Source organism: Candidatus Leptovillus gracilis (genome assembly GCA_016716065.1).
GTDB classification, from domain to species: domain Bacteria; phylum Chloroflexota; class Anaerolineae; order Promineifilales; family Promineifilaceae; genus Leptovillus; species Leptovillus gracilis.
Genome location: JADJXA010000003.1, coordinates 682502 through 700771, shown reverse-complemented (window position 1 = coordinate 700771; position 18270 = coordinate 682502). Strand labels below are relative to the sequence as shown.

Annotated in this window: 17 protein-coding genes and 1 pseudogene; 5 read left to right on the top strand and 13 right to left on the bottom strand. The window is 57.0% G+C overall.

From position 1 onward, the window contains the following. Position 1: 1 nt before the first annotated feature. Complete coding sequence (locus IPM39_11905; GenBank protein MBK8986764.1) at positions 2-205, bottom strand: hypothetical protein; 204 nt, start codon at positions 203-205, stop codon at positions 2-4. A gap of 119 nt (positions 206-324) precedes the next feature. After that, positions 325-1926, bottom strand: coding sequence for a right-handed parallel beta-helix repeat-containing protein (locus tag IPM39_11900; protein ID MBK8986763.1), 1602 nt, complete (start codon positions 1924-1926; stop codon positions 325-327). Positions 1927-2206: 280 nt separating this feature from the next. Here IPM39_11900 and IPM39_11895 point away from each other — a divergent pair, with 280 nt between their 5' ends. The 4 genes from IPM39_11895 to IPM39_11880 all read left to right on the top strand — a co-directional run bounded on the left by IPM39_11895 (position 2207) and on the right by IPM39_11880 (position 8586). Further along, positions 2207-5440 (top strand): tetratricopeptide repeat protein, encoded by a 3234-nt coding sequence (locus IPM39_11895; GenBank protein ID MBK8986762.1) that lies wholly within the window; start codon positions 2207-2209, stop codon positions 5438-5440. A 90-nt stretch (positions 5441-5530) separates the two neighbouring features. After that, positions 5531-6226: a queuosine precursor transporter gene (locus tag IPM39_11890; GenBank protein MBK8986761.1), complete on the top strand. Its 696-nt coding sequence runs from the start codon at positions 5531-5533 to the stop codon at positions 6224-6226. Between the two features lie 50 nt (positions 6227-6276). After that, a complete protein-coding gene (locus IPM39_11885; GenBank protein MBK8986760.1) occupies positions 6277-7383 on the top strand; it encodes a glycosyltransferase family 4 protein in 1107 nt (368 codons plus the stop codon). Positions 7384-7386: 3 nt separating this feature from the next. Continuing rightward, complete coding sequence (locus tag IPM39_11880) at positions 7387-8586, top strand: glycosyltransferase (GenBank protein MBK8986759.1); 1200 nt, start codon at positions 7387-7389, stop codon at positions 8584-8586. Here the strand turns inward: IPM39_11880 and IPM39_11875 are convergent. The 7 genes and pseudogenes from IPM39_11875 to IPM39_11845 form a co-directional block, all read right to left on the bottom strand. After that, on the bottom strand, positions 8568-9431 hold the full coding sequence (locus IPM39_11875; GenBank protein MBK8986758.1) for a metallophosphoesterase: 864 nt from the start codon (positions 9429-9431) through the stop codon (positions 8568-8570). The genes IPM39_11880 and IPM39_11875 overlap by 19 nt on opposite strands. A gap of 287 nt (positions 9432-9718) precedes the next feature. After that, on the bottom strand, positions 9719-10768 hold the full coding sequence (locus IPM39_11870) for a hypothetical protein (GenBank protein MBK8986757.1): 1050 nt from the start codon (positions 10766-10768) through the stop codon (positions 9719-9721). Between the two features lie 38 nt (positions 10769-10806). Continuing rightward, the gene (locus IPM39_11865; protein MBK8986756.1) at positions 10807-11025 is read right to left on the bottom strand and encodes a hypothetical protein; all 219 of its coding nucleotides are present in this window, start codon (positions 11023-11025) and stop codon (positions 10807-10809) included. A 192-nt stretch (positions 11026-11217) separates the two neighbouring features. Beyond that, positions 11218-12573, bottom strand: a pseudogene (locus tag IPM39_11860) (transposase). Beyond that, positions 12548-13003 carry an HNH endonuclease gene (locus IPM39_11855; protein MBK8986755.1) on the bottom strand — a complete coding sequence of 152 codons (456 nt, stop codon included), beginning with the start codon at positions 13001-13003 and terminating at the stop codon, positions 12548-12550. Before IPM39_11855 ends, IPM39_11860 begins: the two are co-directional and overlap by 26 nt. Then, positions 12970-13191, bottom strand: coding sequence for a Tn3 family transposase (locus tag IPM39_11850; GenBank protein MBK8986754.1), 222 nt, complete (start codon positions 13189-13191; stop codon positions 12970-12972). Before IPM39_11850 ends, IPM39_11855 begins: the two co-directional genes overlap by 34 nt. Before the next feature lie 864 nt (positions 13192-14055). After that, positions 14056-14565 (bottom strand): tyrosine-type recombinase/integrase, encoded by a 510-nt coding sequence (locus tag IPM39_11845; protein MBK8986753.1) that lies wholly within the window; start codon positions 14563-14565, stop codon positions 14056-14058. Positions 14566-14989: 424 nt separating this feature from the next. Here IPM39_11845 and IPM39_11840 point away from each other — a divergent pair, with 424 nt between their 5' ends. Further along, complete coding sequence (locus tag IPM39_11840) at positions 14990-15814, top strand: methyltransferase domain-containing protein (GenBank protein ID MBK8986752.1); 825 nt, start codon at positions 14990-14992, stop codon at positions 15812-15814. Positions 15815-16317: 503 nt separating this feature from the next. On the opposite strand, the gene IPM39_11835 is transcribed toward IPM39_11840, so the two are convergent. From IPM39_11835 to IPM39_11820, 4 genes are read right to left on the bottom strand one after another with little or no spacing between them, the layout of a single operon-like run. After that, complete coding sequence (locus IPM39_11835; GenBank protein MBK8986751.1) at positions 16318-16503, bottom strand: hypothetical protein; 186 nt, start codon at positions 16501-16503, stop codon at positions 16318-16320. An 8-nt stretch (positions 16504-16511) separates the two neighbouring features. Continuing rightward, entirely contained in the window at positions 16512-16724 is a 213-nt protein-coding gene (locus tag IPM39_11830) for a hypothetical protein (GenBank protein ID MBK8986750.1), read from the bottom strand. Beyond that, on the bottom strand, positions 16684-16857 hold the full coding sequence (locus tag IPM39_11825) for a hypothetical protein (protein MBK8986749.1): 174 nt from the start codon (positions 16855-16857) through the stop codon (positions 16684-16686). The genes IPM39_11830 and IPM39_11825 overlap by 41 nt, the downstream gene beginning before the upstream one ends. A gap of 44 nt (positions 16858-16901) precedes the next feature. Further along, on the bottom strand, positions 16902-17753 hold the full coding sequence (locus IPM39_11820; GenBank protein MBK8986748.1) for an AAA family ATPase: 852 nt from the start codon (positions 17751-17753) through the stop codon (positions 16902-16904). Positions 17754-18270: the final 517 nt, after the last annotated feature.

The window sequence follows — 18270 nt, the reverse complement described above, 5'->3', positions numbered from 1 at the left end:
TTTACCTTTCAGTGGGCTTCTCTTTTTCTGACGAAATCTCACCCTCCAGGTAAGCAAAGAGTTCAGACAACGAGGCAAAACCGCGCCTCTCACCGGTGGCCGGAAATTCCAGCGATGCACGCCAGACGCGCCGTCCCCCGTCTTCTGTTTCCCACAGGCGCAGCAAATAGGCGAAATAACGTGGTTTCCTTCTGCTCTGCCTCATGGTATTTCTCCCTGGAAAGTATCCACCGATTACACCGATTTTACAGATAGAAAATCTGTGTCCATCTGTCTCCTAGACCTGACAGGTCTCAGAGGACCTGTCAGGTTTTGTTGTGATCGTTACTTCCTGACCATAGGTAAATACACTTTGTAGCCGGGTGTATACAAGCCAGACAACCCCGTCGTTGTGCCCAGGCTCATGCCGGGGATGGTGTTGTGCTGCGCCGATGTGCTGGTGGTACGCAGCCCTTGTCCGGCCGTCAGCGCCGCCGGCAGCGTAGCGCTCCAATTACCGTTGGCATTGGCCGTCACCACCGCCAACGATTGCAGCGTCTCGGTGATGGTATCGGTATCGTCCAGGAATAGTTCGACGATGCAGTTGGGGCAAGGGCTGCCCGCGCCGCTGGTTCCGCTAACGGCCGTGCCGCTGATACTCGTCACCTGCGCCGGTTTAAAATTGCGGAAGGCGTCTGGCAGGCTTTTGGTCATCTGGATGGCGTCTTCCGGGCTGTTGTTGCCTTCGATTTCCCCCCAGGGCGTTAATTTTTTGATCACGTTGCCGCGCAGTGTATTGGCGTCCGATGTGGAAACCACCGGCGTGTCGTTCAAAGAAATCGCCGAAAGCCCCGGTCGGATGATCTGATTGGTGGTGATCTGGTTAAATTTTGTGCTGCTCAACAGATAAATACCCCGCCCGCAAACGCCGATTTCGGCGTTGGCCGCGTCCAGGCCAATTTTGTTGTCCCGGATAATGTGGTAACTGCCGCCCATGCGAATGGTATCGGCCTGAATGGTGGGCGGGCTGACGGCGATGCGCAAACCGGCAAAGATGTTGTTCTCCACCAGGTTACGGCTGCCGCTGAGGCTGATGCCGCTGCCGCCCAGCCAATCCCACTGCAAACAGATCAGGCTGGGATCTGTGGTCTTGTCGGGCACGGTTCCATTGGCGATGGTTCCCACGTAGTTGTTGGCGAAGGTGGTGTCGTTGCCATTGATGGCCGCCGCGACCCCGGCCAGACCAGTGAAGACATTGTTTTGGATGACGTTGTTGGCGATGTTGGCCCCGACAGAAATGCCGGTATTGCCGCTGCCATCATTTTGCCCGCCGCCGCGCAGGACAATATTTGTGCCATCGTCACTCAGGCCAAACCAGTTGTCTTCGATGAGGTTGCCGCTGGAATTGACATAGATGTGGGTTTTGAACATCTGAAAACCCAGGCCGCGAATCTGGTTGTTGTTTTGGACGCCTGTTTCGCCCAGCTTTAGCCCATCCCACTGGCCGGTTCCAGGACCCACCAGGATGATTTTAGGGTCGGTGGTGCGACCGCCGGGTTGGGTGCTGCCGTCAATGGTGATGTCGCCATTCAGGTAGCGCAGCGTGGCGTTGGCCGCGCTGGAGATGCCGCTAAACTGAATTTTCCAGATTTGCAGGGTGCTGTTGTAACCCTCTTCGGCCGTTGCCGGGATGTCGAAGGTGATGAGGACGGGTTTAGGGCTGGTGCGGGCCTGGATGACGGCGCGGCGCAGGGTGCAGGGTTGGGTGGCGCAGGTGGTTCCATCGCTGGTATCCAGGTCTTTGCCACTGTTGACGATAATGGTTGTCGCCGGGGCGTAGCCGCTGGCGGTAACGGCCGTTTCCTGAGCCATCAACTTGAACGAAAAGAGGCTGAAGAGGACGGCCGTCCCCAACAATCCAAAAAACAGGGCGCGTATCGCTTTCATGAATCGTCTCCTTTTGTAAATGCTGGTAGTCGGTTGGCACACGTTGGATGGCCCCCACCGGTGCAAACGCCTGATATAAATAATCCGCCATCTGTCATTCCTCATTCGTTGTGCGTCATTGACCGGCGAATGACAGCCACGGCGACCCTTGCACTGTAACTGCGCGGCGTCAAAGAATCGTCAAAAATAGCAGGGGATGCTTTGTGTCCTGGCGGTTAAGCGGTAAAATGGTTGAAGCGTATTGGTCTTGGTGTATTTGTTGCATATAGTGGTAGGGGTCATGGCTGCACTGAAGATCACCTTGTTTGCCTCGTTCCAGGTTGTCTTCGACGGCCGTTCCGTTACCGACTTTGCCACCGATAAAGCCCGCGCCCTTCTCGTCTATCTGCTGGTCGAACGCCGGCAGCCGCACCGCCGCGAAAGCCTGGCCGCCCTCCTCTGGCCGGATCAGCCCGAAGCCCGCGCCCGCCAAAACTTACGCCAGGCCCTCTCCAATCTGCGCCAGGCCCTCGGCGACAGCGACGACTCCGCCAGCGCCGCTGCGCCGACGCCACCCTTCTTATTGATAGACCGGCACGAAGTCCAGTTCAATCCCCAGGCTGAGGTCTGGCTGGATGTGGCCGAGTTCACCGCCCTGGTCGAGAACTGTACACATCATCGTCATCGCCAGATGGGCCAATGCCTGCCCTGCTTGCAGCGGCTGGAAGCGATGCTCGCCCTTTATTCCGGCGATTTTTTGGCCGGCTTTTTGCTTTCCGACAGCGCGCCGTTTGAGGAATGGGCGCTGCTAAAGCGGGAATGGCTGCATTGTCAGGCCGTCGAAGCGCTGGGCCACCTGGCCGATTTTTATGAGCGGCGTGGCGATCTGGCGGCCGCCCGACGTTATGCCCAACAGCAGGTACGCCTGGAGCCGTGGCGCGAAGAAGCGCACCGCCAATTAATGCGTTTGCTAGCCGAAGATGGGCAGCGCAGCGCCGCCCTGGCCCAATACGAAACCTGCCGCCGGGCGCTGGCGCGTGAATTGGGCGTCGAACCCACCCGCGAGACCCTGGCCTTGTATGAAAGGATTTGCGCCGCGCCGTCGTCGGCCGCCAAACGGCCGTCTACCATCAACCTGCCCCCGGCGGCTACCCCGTTTATTGGGCGGGCGGTGGCCTGCACCGAATTGGCGGAGATGCTGGCCGACCCGGACGGCCGTCTCATCACCCTGGTTGGTCCTGGCGGTATTGGCAAAACCCGCCTGGCGATGCAGGTGGCTGAAGCCCACCTGGGTCTGTATGCCGATGGCGTCTATTGGGTGGCGCTGGCGGCCGTTCCATCCGACGGGCTGATCATCCCGACAATTGCCCAGACCATTGGCTTGACGTTGTACGGCAAAGAGCCGCCGGCCGCGCAGCTTTTGGCCTATTTGCGCCAGAAACGGCTCCTGCTGGTGCTGGATAACGTCGAACACCTGCCCGGCGTGGCCGAACTGATCGCCGCCTTGCTGCCCGGCGCGCCAGACGTGACCTTCCTGGTCACGTCGCGCCAGCGGTTGGATTTGCGTGAGGAGTGGTTGTACGCGGTGGAAGGGCTGCCGTATGGTTCTGCCCTGGCGGCGGCCGATGAAGCGGCGCAGTTGTTCATTCGCAGTGTCCAGCGCGCCTACCGCAGCTTTGCGCCGACGCCGGCCGATTGGCAGGCGGTGGCCGCTATTTGCCGCTTGGTGGAGGGGATGCCCCTGGCTTTGGAGTTGGCCGCCGTCTGGGTCCCAGACCTGAGCTGCGCTGCCGTGGCCCACGCCCTGGCAGACGACATGGCCTTGCTGACTGCCTCCTGGCGCAACGCGCCGGAGCGTCAGCGCAGCGTGCAGGCTACCTTTGAGCATTCCTGGGCTTTGCTGCCAGCCGCCGAACGGCTGTTTTTTGCCCGGCTGGCCTTGTTTCGCGGTGGCTTTGCCGGATTGGCCGCCGCCCAGGTGGCCGATGCCGCCGCACCGGTGCTGGCGCGTCTGGCGGCCAAGTCGTTGCTGCGGCGGGTGGGTGACGGCCGTTATCAGCTCCACGAACTCTTGCGCCAGTTTGCCGCTGACAAATTAGCCACTTATCCTGGGGAAGCGGAGCAGACGGCCGTGCGCCACGCCCACCATTACCTCTCGTTCCTGGCCGGGTATGAAATCGCCCTCAAGGGCGCCGGCCAGGAAGAGGCGCTGCTGGTTGTTGGCCGCGAAATCGCCAACGTGCGCCAGGCGTGGGATTGGGCTGTGGCGCAGATAGCTGCTGGTGGCGCAGACGCCGCCGAGCTGCTTCAGGCCAGTCTGGAGAGCCTCTTTTTGTTTTATGCGCTGCGGAGCTGGTACCAGGAAGGCGCGGTTGTATTTGCTCAGGCGGTTACGGCTGTCTCCCCGGCCATCCCCGGTCATCGTCTGCTGCGCAGTGAACTCCTGGCCCGCCAGGCCCGCTGTCTGGAATTTACTGCCCCGCCCGAAGAGGCCATCGCTTTGTATCAGGAGAGCCTGGCTTGTTTTCAAGCGCTTGGCGCACTGCAGCAGAGCGCTTTGCCGCTGTATGGGCTGGGTTACATGGCCCATATTCAAGGGGATTATGAGGCAGCTCAGGGCTTTTTTCGGGAAAGTCTGGCGCAGTACCAGGCGTCGGGCGACCGTTGGGGCATGGCGAATGTGCTCAGCAGCCTGGCCCTGGTTCTACGGCGGCAGGGCGCTTTCGCGGCGGCGCGGCATGCCGGCCAGGAAAGCCTGGTTATTCGCCGCGAAATCGGCGACAGGCGCGGCATCGCCTCGTCGCAAAACAACCTGGGGCTGGTTTACTGCGCTTTGGGTGATTACCAGGTGGCTGAAGAAGCGCTGCGAGAGTCGGTGGCGATCTGCCGCGAGATAGGCCATACGGTGGGCACGGCCAACGCTATTACCGGTTTGTGCCACGTGGCTGTCAGCGCCAAAGCGTATGCCGACGCCGCCCGCTATCAACAAGAGGCGCTGGAGCTATACCGAGAGGTGGGTGATTTTTGGGGGGTGGCGATTGCCTATAACAACCTGGGACAAATCGCTATGGAGGATGGGCAGATTGCCGCGGCGCAGACGTTTCTGGCTCAGGGGGTGCAGGTTTACCGGGAGCTGGGCATTAAATCCGGGCTGGCTCATGCGTTGAGCAATCTGGGGCAGGCGAACTACGTGGCCGGGCACATGGCCGCGGCGGCGCGGTATCTGGCTGAAGCGCTGTCTATTGCCCACGAGGTGGGCGACCGGCCGACGATTTTGGAAGTCTTGGCGCGCACGGCCGTTCTGTGGGCGGGGCAAGAGCCGGGCCTGCGTCCGCTGGTAGTGCTGGCCTTTGTGCTGCGGCAGCCGGAGTTGTTGGCGGAGACACGGCGCACGGCCGTTGCCCAGTATGCCGAATTACAGGCGAGATTTACACCAGAGCAGACGGCTGTGGCGCAGCACCTGGCCGCCGGGCTGGATTTCGCCGCGATAACCAGCGAAAGTTTGCAGACGCTACAACAGATACGCCCAATCTGATATACTCCCCACCCTTGCGCCGGTGGCAGAACACCCGGCCTATCAAATACTGCGGCGGTCGTAGTTCCCGCCTTAACAAAACAAAGGAGAATGTCTGTGTCTGTTGTAAATTCCCAGGAACCTATTCAATTGAAGGCGGTCGGGCCGATCGCCCAATCTATGCCGATCATCGCGTTGGTTGTGGTGGCCGCCTACATCGCCGCGCAAATGGTCGCCGATGTCGCCAGTCTGCGGATTGGCAATGTGGCCGGGCTGGCGGTGGATATGGGTACGTTTATCTACCCTATCACCTTCACCCTGCGCGACGTGGTGCATAAAATTTGGGGTAAACGCAATGCTCAGGCGTTGATTATCACGGCAGCGGTGATTAACGTCTTGATGGTTTTGTATCTCGGCTGGGCGGCGTCGGTCGCCAGCGACCCGGTCGCCGACCCTGATGGGCTGTTTGGCGCGGCGTATGCGCTGGTGTTTGGCCCATTATGGCGCATTGTGCTGGCCTCTATTCTGGCCGAAGTCGTCAGCGAGATGGCCGATACTGAGGCGTATCACTGGTTTGTCACCCGCATCACACAGCAGAAGCAGTGGGCGCGGGTGTTGGTGAGCAATGCGGTTAGCATTCCCATTGACACAGCGATTTTTGCGGTGGTGGCGTTTGGGGGGGTGTTTCCGTGGACGGCCGTCGGGCAAATCTTCCTCTTCAATCTCATCGTCAAGTTCGCTGTCACGTTGTTCAGCCTGCCGCTCATTTATGTCTATCCCGACCCGGATTGGTCGCAGCTTCATTAAACGCTTTGTTGCTCGTTGCGGAAAGTAAAGCGCTCTACTAAAATCCGACCATGCACATTGGGATAGATGCGCGGCTGCCTTTTTACCAGATGGGAGGAATTAGCCAATATACGGTGCATCTGGTACAGGCGTTGGCGGAGATAGACCCGACCAATGCCTACACCATTTTTCACAGCCGCAGAGACGGCCGTTCCTATCTCCCACCCGCCGCCAATTTCCGCCGCCGCAATCTGTGGACACCCAGCCACCACCGACTGGAACGGCTGGCTCTGGCGGCCGAACTGCTGCCCCACCGGCTGGACGTGCTGCACAGCCCAGACTTTATTCCGCCGGCCGCCGGGGCGCGGCGCAGCATCATCACCGTCCACGACCTGAACTTTATCTACTACCCGGAATTTCTTACCGCTGAAAGCCGACGTTATTATGCCGGGCAAATCGCCTGGGCGGTGCAAAGAGCCGACCACATTTCCGCCGACAGCCACGCCACCCGCCGCGACCTGATTGAGCAGTTGGGCGTGCCGCCGCAGAAGGTGACGACCATTCACCTGGCGGCTAATCCGCTGTATGAACGGCCGTTTGCCCCTGAAGCCATCCAGCCAACCCTCAGCCAATATAACCTGCCGCGCGGTTTCATTCTGTTTGTTGGTACGTTGGAGCCGCGCAAAAATCTGCCCATGCTGCTGCGGGCTTACAAATTGCTGCGGCAGGAAACGGCCGTAGACATTCCCCTGATCCTGGTGGGCGGCAAAGGCTGGATTTATGACGAGATTTTTGCCACCATCGAGGCATTGGGCTTGCGCGACCATGTGCGCCACCTAAGCGGCGTTTACGACGAGCAGTTGGCCCATCTCTACCATGGCGCCGGGGTATTGGTGACGCCATCGCACTATGAAGGCTTTGGCCTGCCCGCCCTGGAAGCGATGCACTGCGGCTGCCCGGTTATCGTCAGCAATCGTGGCTCGCTGCCGGAAGTGGCCGGCGACGCCGGCTGGCTGCTGGACCCCGACGACAAAACAGCCTGGGCCGCAGCCCTGGCCCGCACGCTGACCGATTCTGACCTGCGCGCCGGGATGATCGCCAGAGGCCATGCCCAGGCGCAAACATTTAGCTGGCGGCAAACGGCCGTGCAAACCCTGGCGCTTTATCGCGGATACTAAACCATGAACCTGCTCCTGCTTACTCCTCAATTACCTTATCCGCCGCACCAGGGAACCAGCCTGCGTAATTTCCACATCATTCGCGGGCTGGCCGAGCGGCATTCCATCACCCTACTCAGTTTTGTGGAAGACAACCAGTCGGCTGACCCACAAAGTTATGCGCCACTGGTTGAATTATGTCAACGAATCGAGACCATCCCGGCCCCGTCGCGCAGCAAGACGCAGCGTTTGTGGCAAATGTTAACCACTCGCCGCCCAGACATGGCCCACCGCTTGTACAGCCCGGCTTTTAACGCCCGGCTGCGCGACTTGCTAACGGCCGCTGCCTTTGACGTGGTGCAGGTGGAGGGCATCGAACTGGCTCGCAGCATCGAAATCGTGCGCCAGATTAGTCCGGGCAGCAAAATTGTCTTCGACAACCACAACGCCGAGACGGAATTGCAGCGGCGCAACATGCAGACTGATTTTGCCAACCCGCGCCGCTGGCCGACGGCCGTTTACTCCTGGGTGCAGGTGCGGCGATTGGCTCGCTTTGAAAGCTGGGCCTGCCGCATGGCCGATGGCGTCACGGCCGTATCGGCCACCGACGCCCAACATTTGCCCAATGTGACGCCCGTCACCGTGATCCCCAACTGCATTGACGTGACCCAGTACCGGCTGGAGGAGTCTGAAGCCATCCCGTTTGACGTGGTGTTTAGCGGCAAGATGGATTACCGGCCCAACGTGGACGCAGTTTTGTGGTTTGCCGATGCTGTGTGGCCGCACATTGTGGCGCAGCGGCCGTCGGCCACCTGGGCCATTGTCGGGCAAAAGCCCCATGCCCGGTTGGATCGGCTGCGTGGGCTGCCGAGCGTCACCATAACGGGGTGGGTGGCGCGGGTGCAGCCTTACCTGGCCGGGGGGCAAATCATCATCATGCCTTTTCGCGTAGGCAGTGGCACGCGCCTGAAACTGATTGAGGCGATGGCCGCGGGCAAGGCCATCGTCAGTACGCCGGTGGGGGCGGAGGGGTTCCCGGTGCAGCACGGCCGTGAAATCTGGCTGGCCGAGACGGCGGAAGGATTGGGCACGGCCGTTCTTCACCTGCTGGCCCAGCCCGACGAACGCGCCCGCCTGGGCATGGCCGCGCAGCAGTTTGCCGCCCAATACGATTGGCGGGTCATCATCCCCTTGTTTGAAGCGCTCTATAAACGGCTGGTCTGAACGATTCCCTGCTGTTCTAAAAATTCGCTTACGCTGCGTTCCAGCGAAATCTGCCCGTTTAGCACGGCGTCTTTGCAGCCCTTGCGCCAGGGCAGCAGCAGCGGTCTGGCCGTTTGCCATTCGTGGTAGATCAACCAGGCTAATGGCCCGGTCTCGGCCATGAAGCCGGAGTTAAAAAAAGCCCGGTCGGTGGCCGCTCTGTCATAGGCCAGGCGCACAATCTGCGCCTGCCACTGCCCGTTGCGCCAGATGATCTGGGCATAGCTGGCCCGTGTATCGCCATCCACCGAGTTGCCGGTTGCGCCGGTATTGACCAACAAGGTCTGGCCTATCAGCCGGGTATAAGCGACGTGGATATGACTGGTGACAAAAACGGCCGTTGCCGGGGCAATTCTGGGTTGAATCTCTTTGTCTGTATAAGTCGGGTAGATGCCGTCTTCATTGCTGCGCATGGAAGCATGGGTTGTTCGCAGCACGCTGCCATCGGCAGCCGCCAGTTCGGTGAGGGGCGGCAGGGCCGCCAATTCGGCTACATGCCCGTTCAACTGCTGGTAAGTCCAGCGCGAATTTTTATTGATGTCGGCGCGCACGCCGACATGTTCCACATCTGGGACCGGGTTGGCGTGTTTGCAAACATACGTTTCATGGTTGCCACCCAGCACGCGCCAGCCCTGCTGCGCTCGCCGCGCCCGAACCATTTGCCAGCAGGTGGGCGAATCTGCCCCACGATTCACTACGTCGCCATTGACGATGACCTGGTCGGGCTGCCAGGCGTCTATGTGGGCCATAACAGTTTCCAACGCGGCCACGTTGCCATGAATATCAGAAAGGATTGCTATTTTCATGGGCCGATTGTAACTGAAGAGGGTGGGCTGTAAAAGAAGCGCTTGTTAGCAGTATCCGGTATTCAGTATTCAGTTTTCGGCATGGTTCAAAAACCCATGAAGTTAGCTTGACACTTTAGGCGCCAGCCCCAATAAAGAAAGCGGGTCATCAGGTAAAGAGATACCCGCTAGTTGCGCCGGGCTATGACCTGCTCCTTTGCCCCGCAGAAAGGGGCGTACATTATGAAGGAAGCGAAACAAATCCAGGCAGCCCTGGTCGGTGTGCTTGCGCCGGTCAAGAATCGGTCTCAACAAACTATTGACGCATTCGGCCAACATGCTCCCGCGCCAAGGATGGGACAGCAGCGTCGTGACAGCCTCCCAAGCGGAGCCAAGCCGGCTGTCGCCCAGGCAAAGATAGGCGGTATCAAGCGCTTGCTGCCAAATCTGCTGTCGATTTTCTTTTCGGGCAGCGAAAGGTGACGCCGTTTTTCATCGGCTTCGCATTGCCAGATGCGGCACAGGGCAGCTATGGCTTCAGAGCCGTATTGGTTGGTCAAAACTGCCAACTCTGGAGAGAGCAGTGCTTGATAAGTGAACAAGCTGGCTGCCCAGTTTCGCAGATTAGTTGCCAGTTTCTTGTAAATGCGACCCGAGAAGGTGGTCATTTGTTCACCCAAGACTTGCAAGTGAGCCATACCCTTTTCAGCATCGACCAATTGACCTGTTTCCAGATCGATGAGCGCGAAGTAGGCATCCACTTTACGGGCAATTTGGGCAAAAGCATCCAGCTTCTCTATTTTCTTGTCGGCCTCAGCCACCAATGCCTCCCATTTAGCAAGATGCTGTTGCAGGCGCTTGCTTGTTTGCGATTTGTCAAAGAGCGCTTCTCGTTCTGCCACTTTGATCAGGGCGGCGTAGGCTTGCTCTTCCAAGCGGGTTGCTTGACCCCACATGGGACGCAGCAAGTGGTCCCAATCCAATTGATGGTGACTCAATGCGGCCGCTTTCACACCAGCTGCCAAACCGGTACCGGCATCGGAAGCAAACTGCCTGGTTTCGGGTACGTCCAGCAAGACACAGCCCCAAGTGTCGCCATCTCGTTCGTCCTGACGGGTCAAGGCATAGATGTAGAGCGAATCATTCCCCACCACCAACAGATTGGGCAACCCATTGGCGAATATCTCATCACCAGCCAACGTCTCGTTGCTCGCTGGTTCAAGCCGCTGGTTCACCTGTTGAGCGACATCTTCCAGGTCAGCCAACTCGCTATTGATCCAGCCCAACGAGACGCTTGTATCCAACATTTCGGACAAACAGGTTTTCACGCCACGTTGGCTGACTCCCTGTTCACTCAAAGTCAGCACACTCCGTTGCAGACGATTCTTCGTCACTACTACATCTCTCTGCTGGGGTTGCGGGCCATGCTGTCCAGGATCATGGCGCGAATCAAGGCATCTCTGCCTGTGGTGGTCATGTCATACAGTGTCTGTCGCGACAGTTGATACGTTTCAGCCAATTGCTTTACTCTTCCCCAAGGTCGGTTCGGCGACATCATCTCTATCACAATTTGCGCTCTTTCTGCGGGCACTATATCATCTCGGCTTTCAGCCACGGGTTTCCTCCTTTTGCATAAGCGGCTCTAGCAGGCTGTCGGAAAAATATCTTCTGAAGGCCCGATGATAGACAAATAACGATTTCAAAGCATCAAGACAAGCAGTTTGCAACTCATATTGGCCTCATTACCATGAATTTTGCACGGTTTACAGCCCGTTTTCGGCATCAGGCAGGGGGCAATAACGCCCCATCAACCAACCTGCAAGGTATGCAATCGTTTCAAGTTGTAAGCCAGACAAACCAATGTCCATTCGCCACCGGCAGCAACCAGGCCTCGCAGAGAAAACTGACGGAAACCCAAGGTTTCCTTGATGATACCGATAACCGGTTCAACCGTCGATTTGCGCAAACGGTAGGTGGCTTTGCCGAGGGTGGTCTGCAGTTTGTAAGCCATTTGCTCTTTGACGGAAGCATCATTGGGTGGCGGGTTGGGATTGTCCAGGAAAAAGGCACGCCAACCCTGATGGTGTGGGCTGCGACCGGTGGCGATGTAGGGGTCAATGCCGCGCGCTTCCAAGCTGGCGATGTTGTTTTCGCTGAAATAGCCGGTGTCCAAATTGACCTTTTCGGCTGACCCACGACTGGTGGTACGGTGTCGAGATTGGCAGGGCGGCCTGTTTATCGTTGGTATGGTCACACAACCAATTGCCCACTACCAGACGACTGTCATGGTCAACCACTACCTGGACGTTATAATGTTGGTCAAAGCCGCTGTTGGTGGCGTTTTTCATGATGCGCGATTCGGGGTCGGTGAAGTTGTACTGGTCTTTATCTCTGGGTCCTGGAGTGGGTGGCTGCGGTGGTTTGCCCGGCGGCTTTTTCCCTGTGGGTCGGTCTTTTCGGCCCGGGCTTGCATCTTGGCCTCGTATTCGGCTTGCTCGGCTTCATACCGGGCCTGGGCGCGTTCCTCCAGCACCTTCTTGGCTTCGGCCAGCCGCGCCAATTGCTGCTGGCGTCGGGCAATCTCATCGGGAATGTTCATCTCTTCGGGCAGTTGTCCTCCATCGGCAACTTCAGCCAAAGTGAACAACTCCTCGACTTCGGCTTGCAGATAGGCTTCGATAGCCAACAGCCGCTGGTAACTGACCGCTTTGCTCTTGGACGCATCGGCATGGATTTTGCTGCCATCCAGACTGACGTTACCCAATTGCAAATAGCCCATCGCCTGGGCAATCAACAGTATCTGGACAAACAACTCTTTCAGTTCAGCCAGAAATTGTTGGCGGAAAGCCGCAATCGTGTCATGGTCGGGGTGCATGTCACCGGTAATGAAACGAAAGGGAATCACCTCATGGGTGGCGCGTTCAATCTTGCGCGAACTGAATACGCCGCTGGCATAGCTGTAGAACAGCAATCCCAACATCACTTCCGGGGCGTATGGTGGCGCACCCTGCTCGCTATACTTTCTATACATGATCCCCAAATCAAGTTGGGCGACGACAGCGACAATGAAGCGAGCCAAATGGTCGGGTGGCAGGACATCGCGCAAGGTGATTTGCAGGTCCAGGGTCTTTTCGTAATCAGCAGTTCTGAATTTTCTTGCCATACCCAAAGTTTACACCGAAATCATTTTTGTTCGGAGAAACGTATCTTCTCCGACAAGCTGCTAGCTGTTTAAGTTTCTCATCTTTAACAGTTTTCTGGTGGTGACAATGAGCATGAAGAAGCTGCCAGTTGTTATACCCATCATGTCCACCACGTGCTTTGGAGATGATGTGGTCAACTTCTGACTTATCCTCTGCACCGAAATACAATCCACAATAAGCGCATTTGCCAGCTTGCCATTTGAGCAGGGTCGCCACTCGTTTAGGCAGGCCGGGTTGTCTTCCACGTCGTGTTGCCAAATAGACCCAGTCGCCATCGTACGGACTTTTGTTTCCGCGCACCTTGATGTGTCGTTGAATCGGTGTTTGGGGGTTTTTGCCCAACCCCTCAAAAAGGTTCAATCCAGCGACTCGATGAGCGAAATCGGATATAGCTTTAGCTTCCCCACAAGTTCATCAATATCCGGGACCTGAGAAATTTGACGGAAATTGTAACGGCCTTGAAAGTTTATGTGCCGCCACGCAATAGGCGACACCCGAGCCAAACGTTGGGCTTGAGTCTCATCTGCATCAGCCAGTGTGGTCTCCAGGAGCCGCGATAAAATGACAGCATTAGACATTATCCTAAATAAGATCGAGCAGGTTAATGGTCTCAATTGCATGACGGAATGAAACACGTAAATTGGCCTGTGGGTAACAAACTCGCCATATGAGGCGACTAGATTAATGGCGACAGAAAATCAATGACTGTTTTCCGCATCACGTTTCTGTAGATAGGCGTAAGATACCCGGCCAGATGAAAGGATACTGCTGGCGAATTCAAAACAGGTCGAAAATCGGTGATGAAACAAACAAATTTCGATCGTTTTTTAACCTTGAAGCGGCTGATTTTTGTGATTTTCGGAGCGACGAAACAATTCGCCAGCAGTATCATGAAAGGTAACACATTTGGGACACTCTATTTCGCCAGAGCGCAAAAACGCTAGAAAACACCCAAAGTGCCAGCTTCCTCAAGAGAAGCAACTGCCGAAATGGATTTTCTACACCGTAAAAAGTCAACCATGTGGGTTTAGGAAAATGGTTCTTCGAACCCTATTAGCTTCGCTTCTACGCTTTTCTGCCGCGTTTTTAGAGAAAATTGCGCCTAAATCCCACCTTTTCTGTTCTCTCGGCCGATTTCAGCGGCTCAATTTCCCTTTTGGGGTAATCAAGCGCATTCCAGTAACGTCTTGGCGGAGTCTGATGTCCCAAATGTGTTACCCTTCATCTGGCCAGGTGTCTTTTTAGATAATGCCAAATAGATTGGCATGGGAGTTTAGTTGGCCGTTACGTGGAAATTAATCATGTCGCCTCATATAGCGAGTTTGTTACCCACAGGCCCAGGTAACGATTGACGGTGTTGGGTTTTCGTTTCAGGTCATGCTGCAAGTAGTCCCGATAAGGGGTAAAACAAACATCGCTGTCACCAGCCGCCACATTTTCAGCTATCGGGCATAGGCATTGAGATCAATTTGGCTAACTCGACGGGCCATTTCCGCCTCGGTAGGTTGGACATAAATCTGTGTTGTCTGAATGGAGGTGTGTCCGAGCAATCTTGCCAATCCTACCAAATCCCCTGGATGACGAAGCAAGTAGCGGGTGGCAAAGGTGTGCCGTAAACTATGGGGAGTGGCTTCGGCCGGAACCTGCCCTAGCGATGCAGCCTGCTGGATAGCCTGCCCAATCATCCGGCTCATTTCTCGAATACTCAAGGGGGTGCTTCGCTCGCTTTTCCACAGCGGTTCCAGAGCATCCACATTCTGCCAGACCGTTGCCACTGCTTTCAACCTGGGTTCCACTTCTAAGAGCGGAGCAGCATAGTCGGCTAGGGCCTGGCGGGCCGACTGATTGAGCTGAAGCCGCCGGCAGCGCTGCTCAAAGAGCAGCCCTCCGAGGCAGCGACGCCTGAACCTGAGCCAACGGATACAGGGCGACGCTGTCCGCTGTGCGGCCAACCATTACGGCTTGTGCAACGGCTGCCCCGGCTACAGCCGGTTACAGGGACTCCCTGGCAACCCCCTTAATAAGGGACGGCGCGGGCTGACAATTGCATAACCAAAAGCAGCCGCAGACGGGCTGTTTGTTTGATGCTGCCCGGTGGTCGTCTGGCGACCGGCGGTGGTATGGGCGGCGTGACAGAAAGGGTGGGAAATCTGTCCCTGATGATTGATCTTTTCCAGTCTAAACTGCTACAATGACTCTGGTCGTGGGGGCGAGAGGTAGCGGTTATCGGGCATCCCCAGGCTTAAATTCCAAATAGAAAGGCTTTGGCTGAGTGCGGCTTAGTTCAACTCAGGATTATGCGGCGGCTCCGAAGACTCCGCGCCGCATGAATCCTTACTTCGTTAGCCGCCCGTGCGCCGGCATCCGGAGGGTTAAATGACGAACGCAATTGAAGACCATTGGGGTAGGGGCGACGTTTACAGCTTGATCGTATCGGCCCTGAACAAGGCGTCGAAGTCCCTAGACGGCTTGACGGTTGAAGATCTAGCGCCGGTTGACCATTTCCACGCCCGCGGTTTCCCGGCGACCGTGGAACTTGCGGATCGGCTTCCGGTCAGGCACGGCCAGCACATTCTTGACATCGGTTGCGGCCTCGGCGGCCCCGCACGCTACATGGCGAAGCGGTTTCACTGCAATGTAAGCGGCGTGGACATAACGAAGCCTTTCGTCGACGCAGCCAACAAGCTGACGGCGCTACTTCGAATGGAGCAGGAGGTGAGAATCGAGCATGGCGACGGTCACCGCCTGCCCTATCCAGATTCCCACTTCGACGGCGCCTACACGCAGCACGTCACCATGAACGTGGCCGATCGCCCGAGATTCTTCGCGGAAGCCTATCGGGTCCTGAAGCCAGGCGGATTCTTCGCGCTCACGGAGCACGGCTTGGGACTGAAAGGCGCTCCGCACTATCCGCTGCCTTGGTCGGCGGACGGTGCTGGCGCCTACCTGTTTACGCCGTCCGAGACACGTGCGATTCTGGAAAAAACCGGGTTCGAGGGCATTGTCGTCGAGGACACGGGGGCGAAGTATGTTGCCGGATACAAGCTTGTGATCGAAAAGGCGGAGAAAGGCACCTTGCCGCCGCTTGGAGTTCACATCCTGATGGGCGACACCGCGTTGCAGAAGACCCGCAATGCCGCGCGGAACATAGAAGAAGGACGCACCCATCCTATACAACTGATTTGCCGAAAACCGCGATGAAGACCCTTGCGTGTTCGCGGCTAACCCGCTGCTGCAGCGGACGCGCAGCAGCGCGCCGCTGAGCGCAACGTTAGGATAGACCCAATCGCAATTTCCATTACCAAGTACTGGCAGGGAAAGAAGGAATTAATGACGATATTAGTTGAAACCCTAATCCTCACAGTGGCAGTGCTATTGCTAAAAGTCTACTCAGGGGTTCTACTAGGATTGGGGCAGGAATCGGACATAGCCTAATCATGAGCGCTTTTCGACTTAAAGATTGCTATATTGGACATGATTCCTGCGATAACGATGACTTTGTACATCAGAATCCGCGATCCTGATCAGGGTTAAATGTGCTTTTGGAACCCGAAATTCTGTGATACCGGTTGTTATCCCAGAGAAAGAAACAGTTTGCCGATACATTATGTTCTGTGTCCGATTCCTGCACTGATCCTAGTCAAACCCCTGTTAGTGGTGGTTGTTGGAGAACGGCCGTTCCCCAAACTCCCTACCCACCACGTTTACATCCCGGCCTCGATTTCCGGCAGCGTCAGCAATTGTACTCCATGCTGCGCCGCCAAGGAGTGCGCCGCTTCGGTGAACGCTTGCCGTGCGAACAGAGCATAATGCACCGTCCAGCCATCACCTCCGTCCGGCAAATCGGCCAACACTTTGGGCGTCTTGACCTCAATTAACTCTGCCAGCACGCTCCGGCTTACCGGCGCATCGCCCCATTGCACTCCCCCAACAAAAGCTGCCGCTCCCGCCAGTTGATCGCCGCCACGTCCACCTGCACCGTCTTCGACCAATGCGCCCCCACGTTGTCGGCGGCGAAGGGCAGCTTCTCCCGCTGCGCCTGCGTTACCAGCCAGGCGAGACAAATCTCCTCAAACGTCAGGGCCACAAAGGCGCGGGAAGTTGTCCTCAATCATCTGCCACAGACGATGGGACAGGCCACCATCCAACAGGTGCAGGTTGGGGTCAATGAAACGGTAGTAGAACCGAAGGAAGGGGTCGCGCAGGTAGTAGCGCGTTTTGCGGCTCGTTTTTAGTTCTGCCAACGGCACAGTGGCCGGGATGCGTCGTTCGACGAATTGCAGTTCTATCAGCCAGGGCAGGTAATGGCTGAGGGCCGTGCTTTCAGCGCCGCATAGCTGGCAATCGCCTCCCGCTCGTGATGACCGGCGGCGATCACCTTCAGAATCGCTTCGTAATTGACAGTCTCCCGCTCCGTCAAATCGCTCACCAACACCTGCGGCTCGTTGCGAAACCAGCCGGTGCGCTGCAAAAAGAGCCGCTCGACGTTGGCCTTGAGCGACTCATCATCCCGCCAGCGCTCCAGGTAGGCGGGCACGCCGCCCAAAATGGCGTAGATAGCCAACCGCTGCCAGCTATCGTAGCGCGGCAGGAAGGCCTGGCAGTCGGCAAAGCGCAGGGGGTAGAGGGGGAATTGGGCTGTCAAACGACCATAGAGCGGTGATTGGTATTGGATGAGGTCGGTCAACATGCCGATATGGGAGCCGGAGAGGATGAGGATGATCTGGCTCTCCTTGAAGAGATGGTCCCAAGCAGCCTGCAAATGGCTGCCGAGACCGCTGTCTTGTTGCAGGGCGTAGGGCAGTTCGTCGAGGATGACGATAGCCCGGCGGTTGCCAACGGCCGCGTCCAGCATCTTGAACGCCTGCTCCCAATCGCGCGGCTGGATTGTCACGTCTCCCTCGCCGCCATGCTGCCAGGCGTAGATGGCCCGGCCCAGGTTGCCGAGCAGCAGGTCGCGGGGGTCGCGTTTGGCCACCCAGTAGAAGGTGGGCAAGCTGGTTTGCCTGGCCCAATGGGTGATTAATGTTGTTTTGCCGATACGGCGCCGGCCGTAGAGCATGATGAGGTGGGCGCCGGGCTGCTGGATGAGATTGTCGAGCAGGGCTAATTCGTGGTGGCGGTTGATGAATTGACTCATAGTTTCGGTTTCTTCGCAAAGGTTTATCAGACTATTATAGTCTGATAATTATTATGATGTCAATGCGTGAAGAGAGTTATTTCGTAGCAAGAGAGGTGAGCTTCAGCTTTGTGCTTTGAGAGGGTCGATTGGAGGCATAATATAATAGGAAGCGTGTTTGGGAATGCTGGCGTAGGCGGACCCGGGGCGTTGGCTCAGAATGAGATGCGCATTGACTTAAAAACAATCTGACTTTGCGTGGTTCGGGTGTTTTTGCATAGCATCTCAAGAGAGTATATTCAAGTATTTTGGCTCCCAAAACGGCCGTTTTGCCCCCGGTACTTCCCGCTTTTTTTCGCCCTTTTCCGCCTCTAACTAACCGTACATATTCCGGCCTGATGACATACATAAACCCTCATCGGCTTTGAATTTTAATTTCCTGTTTTCAAGTTTCGCATTCGAAGTATGCTGTTCGTAATTTCGGATCCTTCGTTGATTTGTATTAGTACATGCTGAATCCTACATCTTCCCGAAGCCA

Coding starts and splice junctions, on each gene's coding strand:
- IPM39_11875 (MBK8986758.1), bottom strand. CDS start 9,431: ATGAAAATAGCAATCCTTTCTGATATTCATGGCAACGTGGCCGCGTTG.
- IPM39_11840 (MBK8986752.1), top strand. CDS start 14,990: ATGACGAACGCAATTGAAGACCATTGGGGTAGGGGCGACGTTTACAGC.
- IPM39_11885 (MBK8986760.1), top strand. CDS start 6,277: ATGCACATTGGGATAGATGCGCGGCTGCCTTTTTACCAGATGGGAGGA.
- IPM39_11880 (MBK8986759.1), top strand. CDS start 7,387: ATGAACCTGCTCCTGCTTACTCCTCAATTACCTTATCCGCCGCACCAG.
- IPM39_11905 (MBK8986764.1), bottom strand. CDS start 205: ATGAGGCAGAGCAGAAGGAAACCACGTTATTTCGCCTATTTGCTGCGC.
- IPM39_11895 (MBK8986762.1), top strand. CDS start 2,207: ATGGCTGCACTGAAGATCACCTTGTTTGCCTCGTTCCAGGTTGTCTTC.
- IPM39_11820 (MBK8986748.1), bottom strand. CDS start 17,753: ATGAGTCAATTCATCAACCGCCACCACGAATTAGCCCTGCTCGACAAT.
- IPM39_11850 (MBK8986754.1), bottom strand. CDS start 13,191: ATGTCTAATGCTGTCATTTTATCGCGGCTCCTGGAGACCACACTGGCT.
- IPM39_11890 (MBK8986761.1), top strand. CDS start 5,531: ATGTCTGTGTCTGTTGTAAATTCCCAGGAACCTATTCAATTGAAGGCG.
- IPM39_11900 (MBK8986763.1), bottom strand. CDS start 1,926: ATGAAAGCGATACGCGCCCTGTTTTTTGGATTGTTGGGGACGGCCGTC.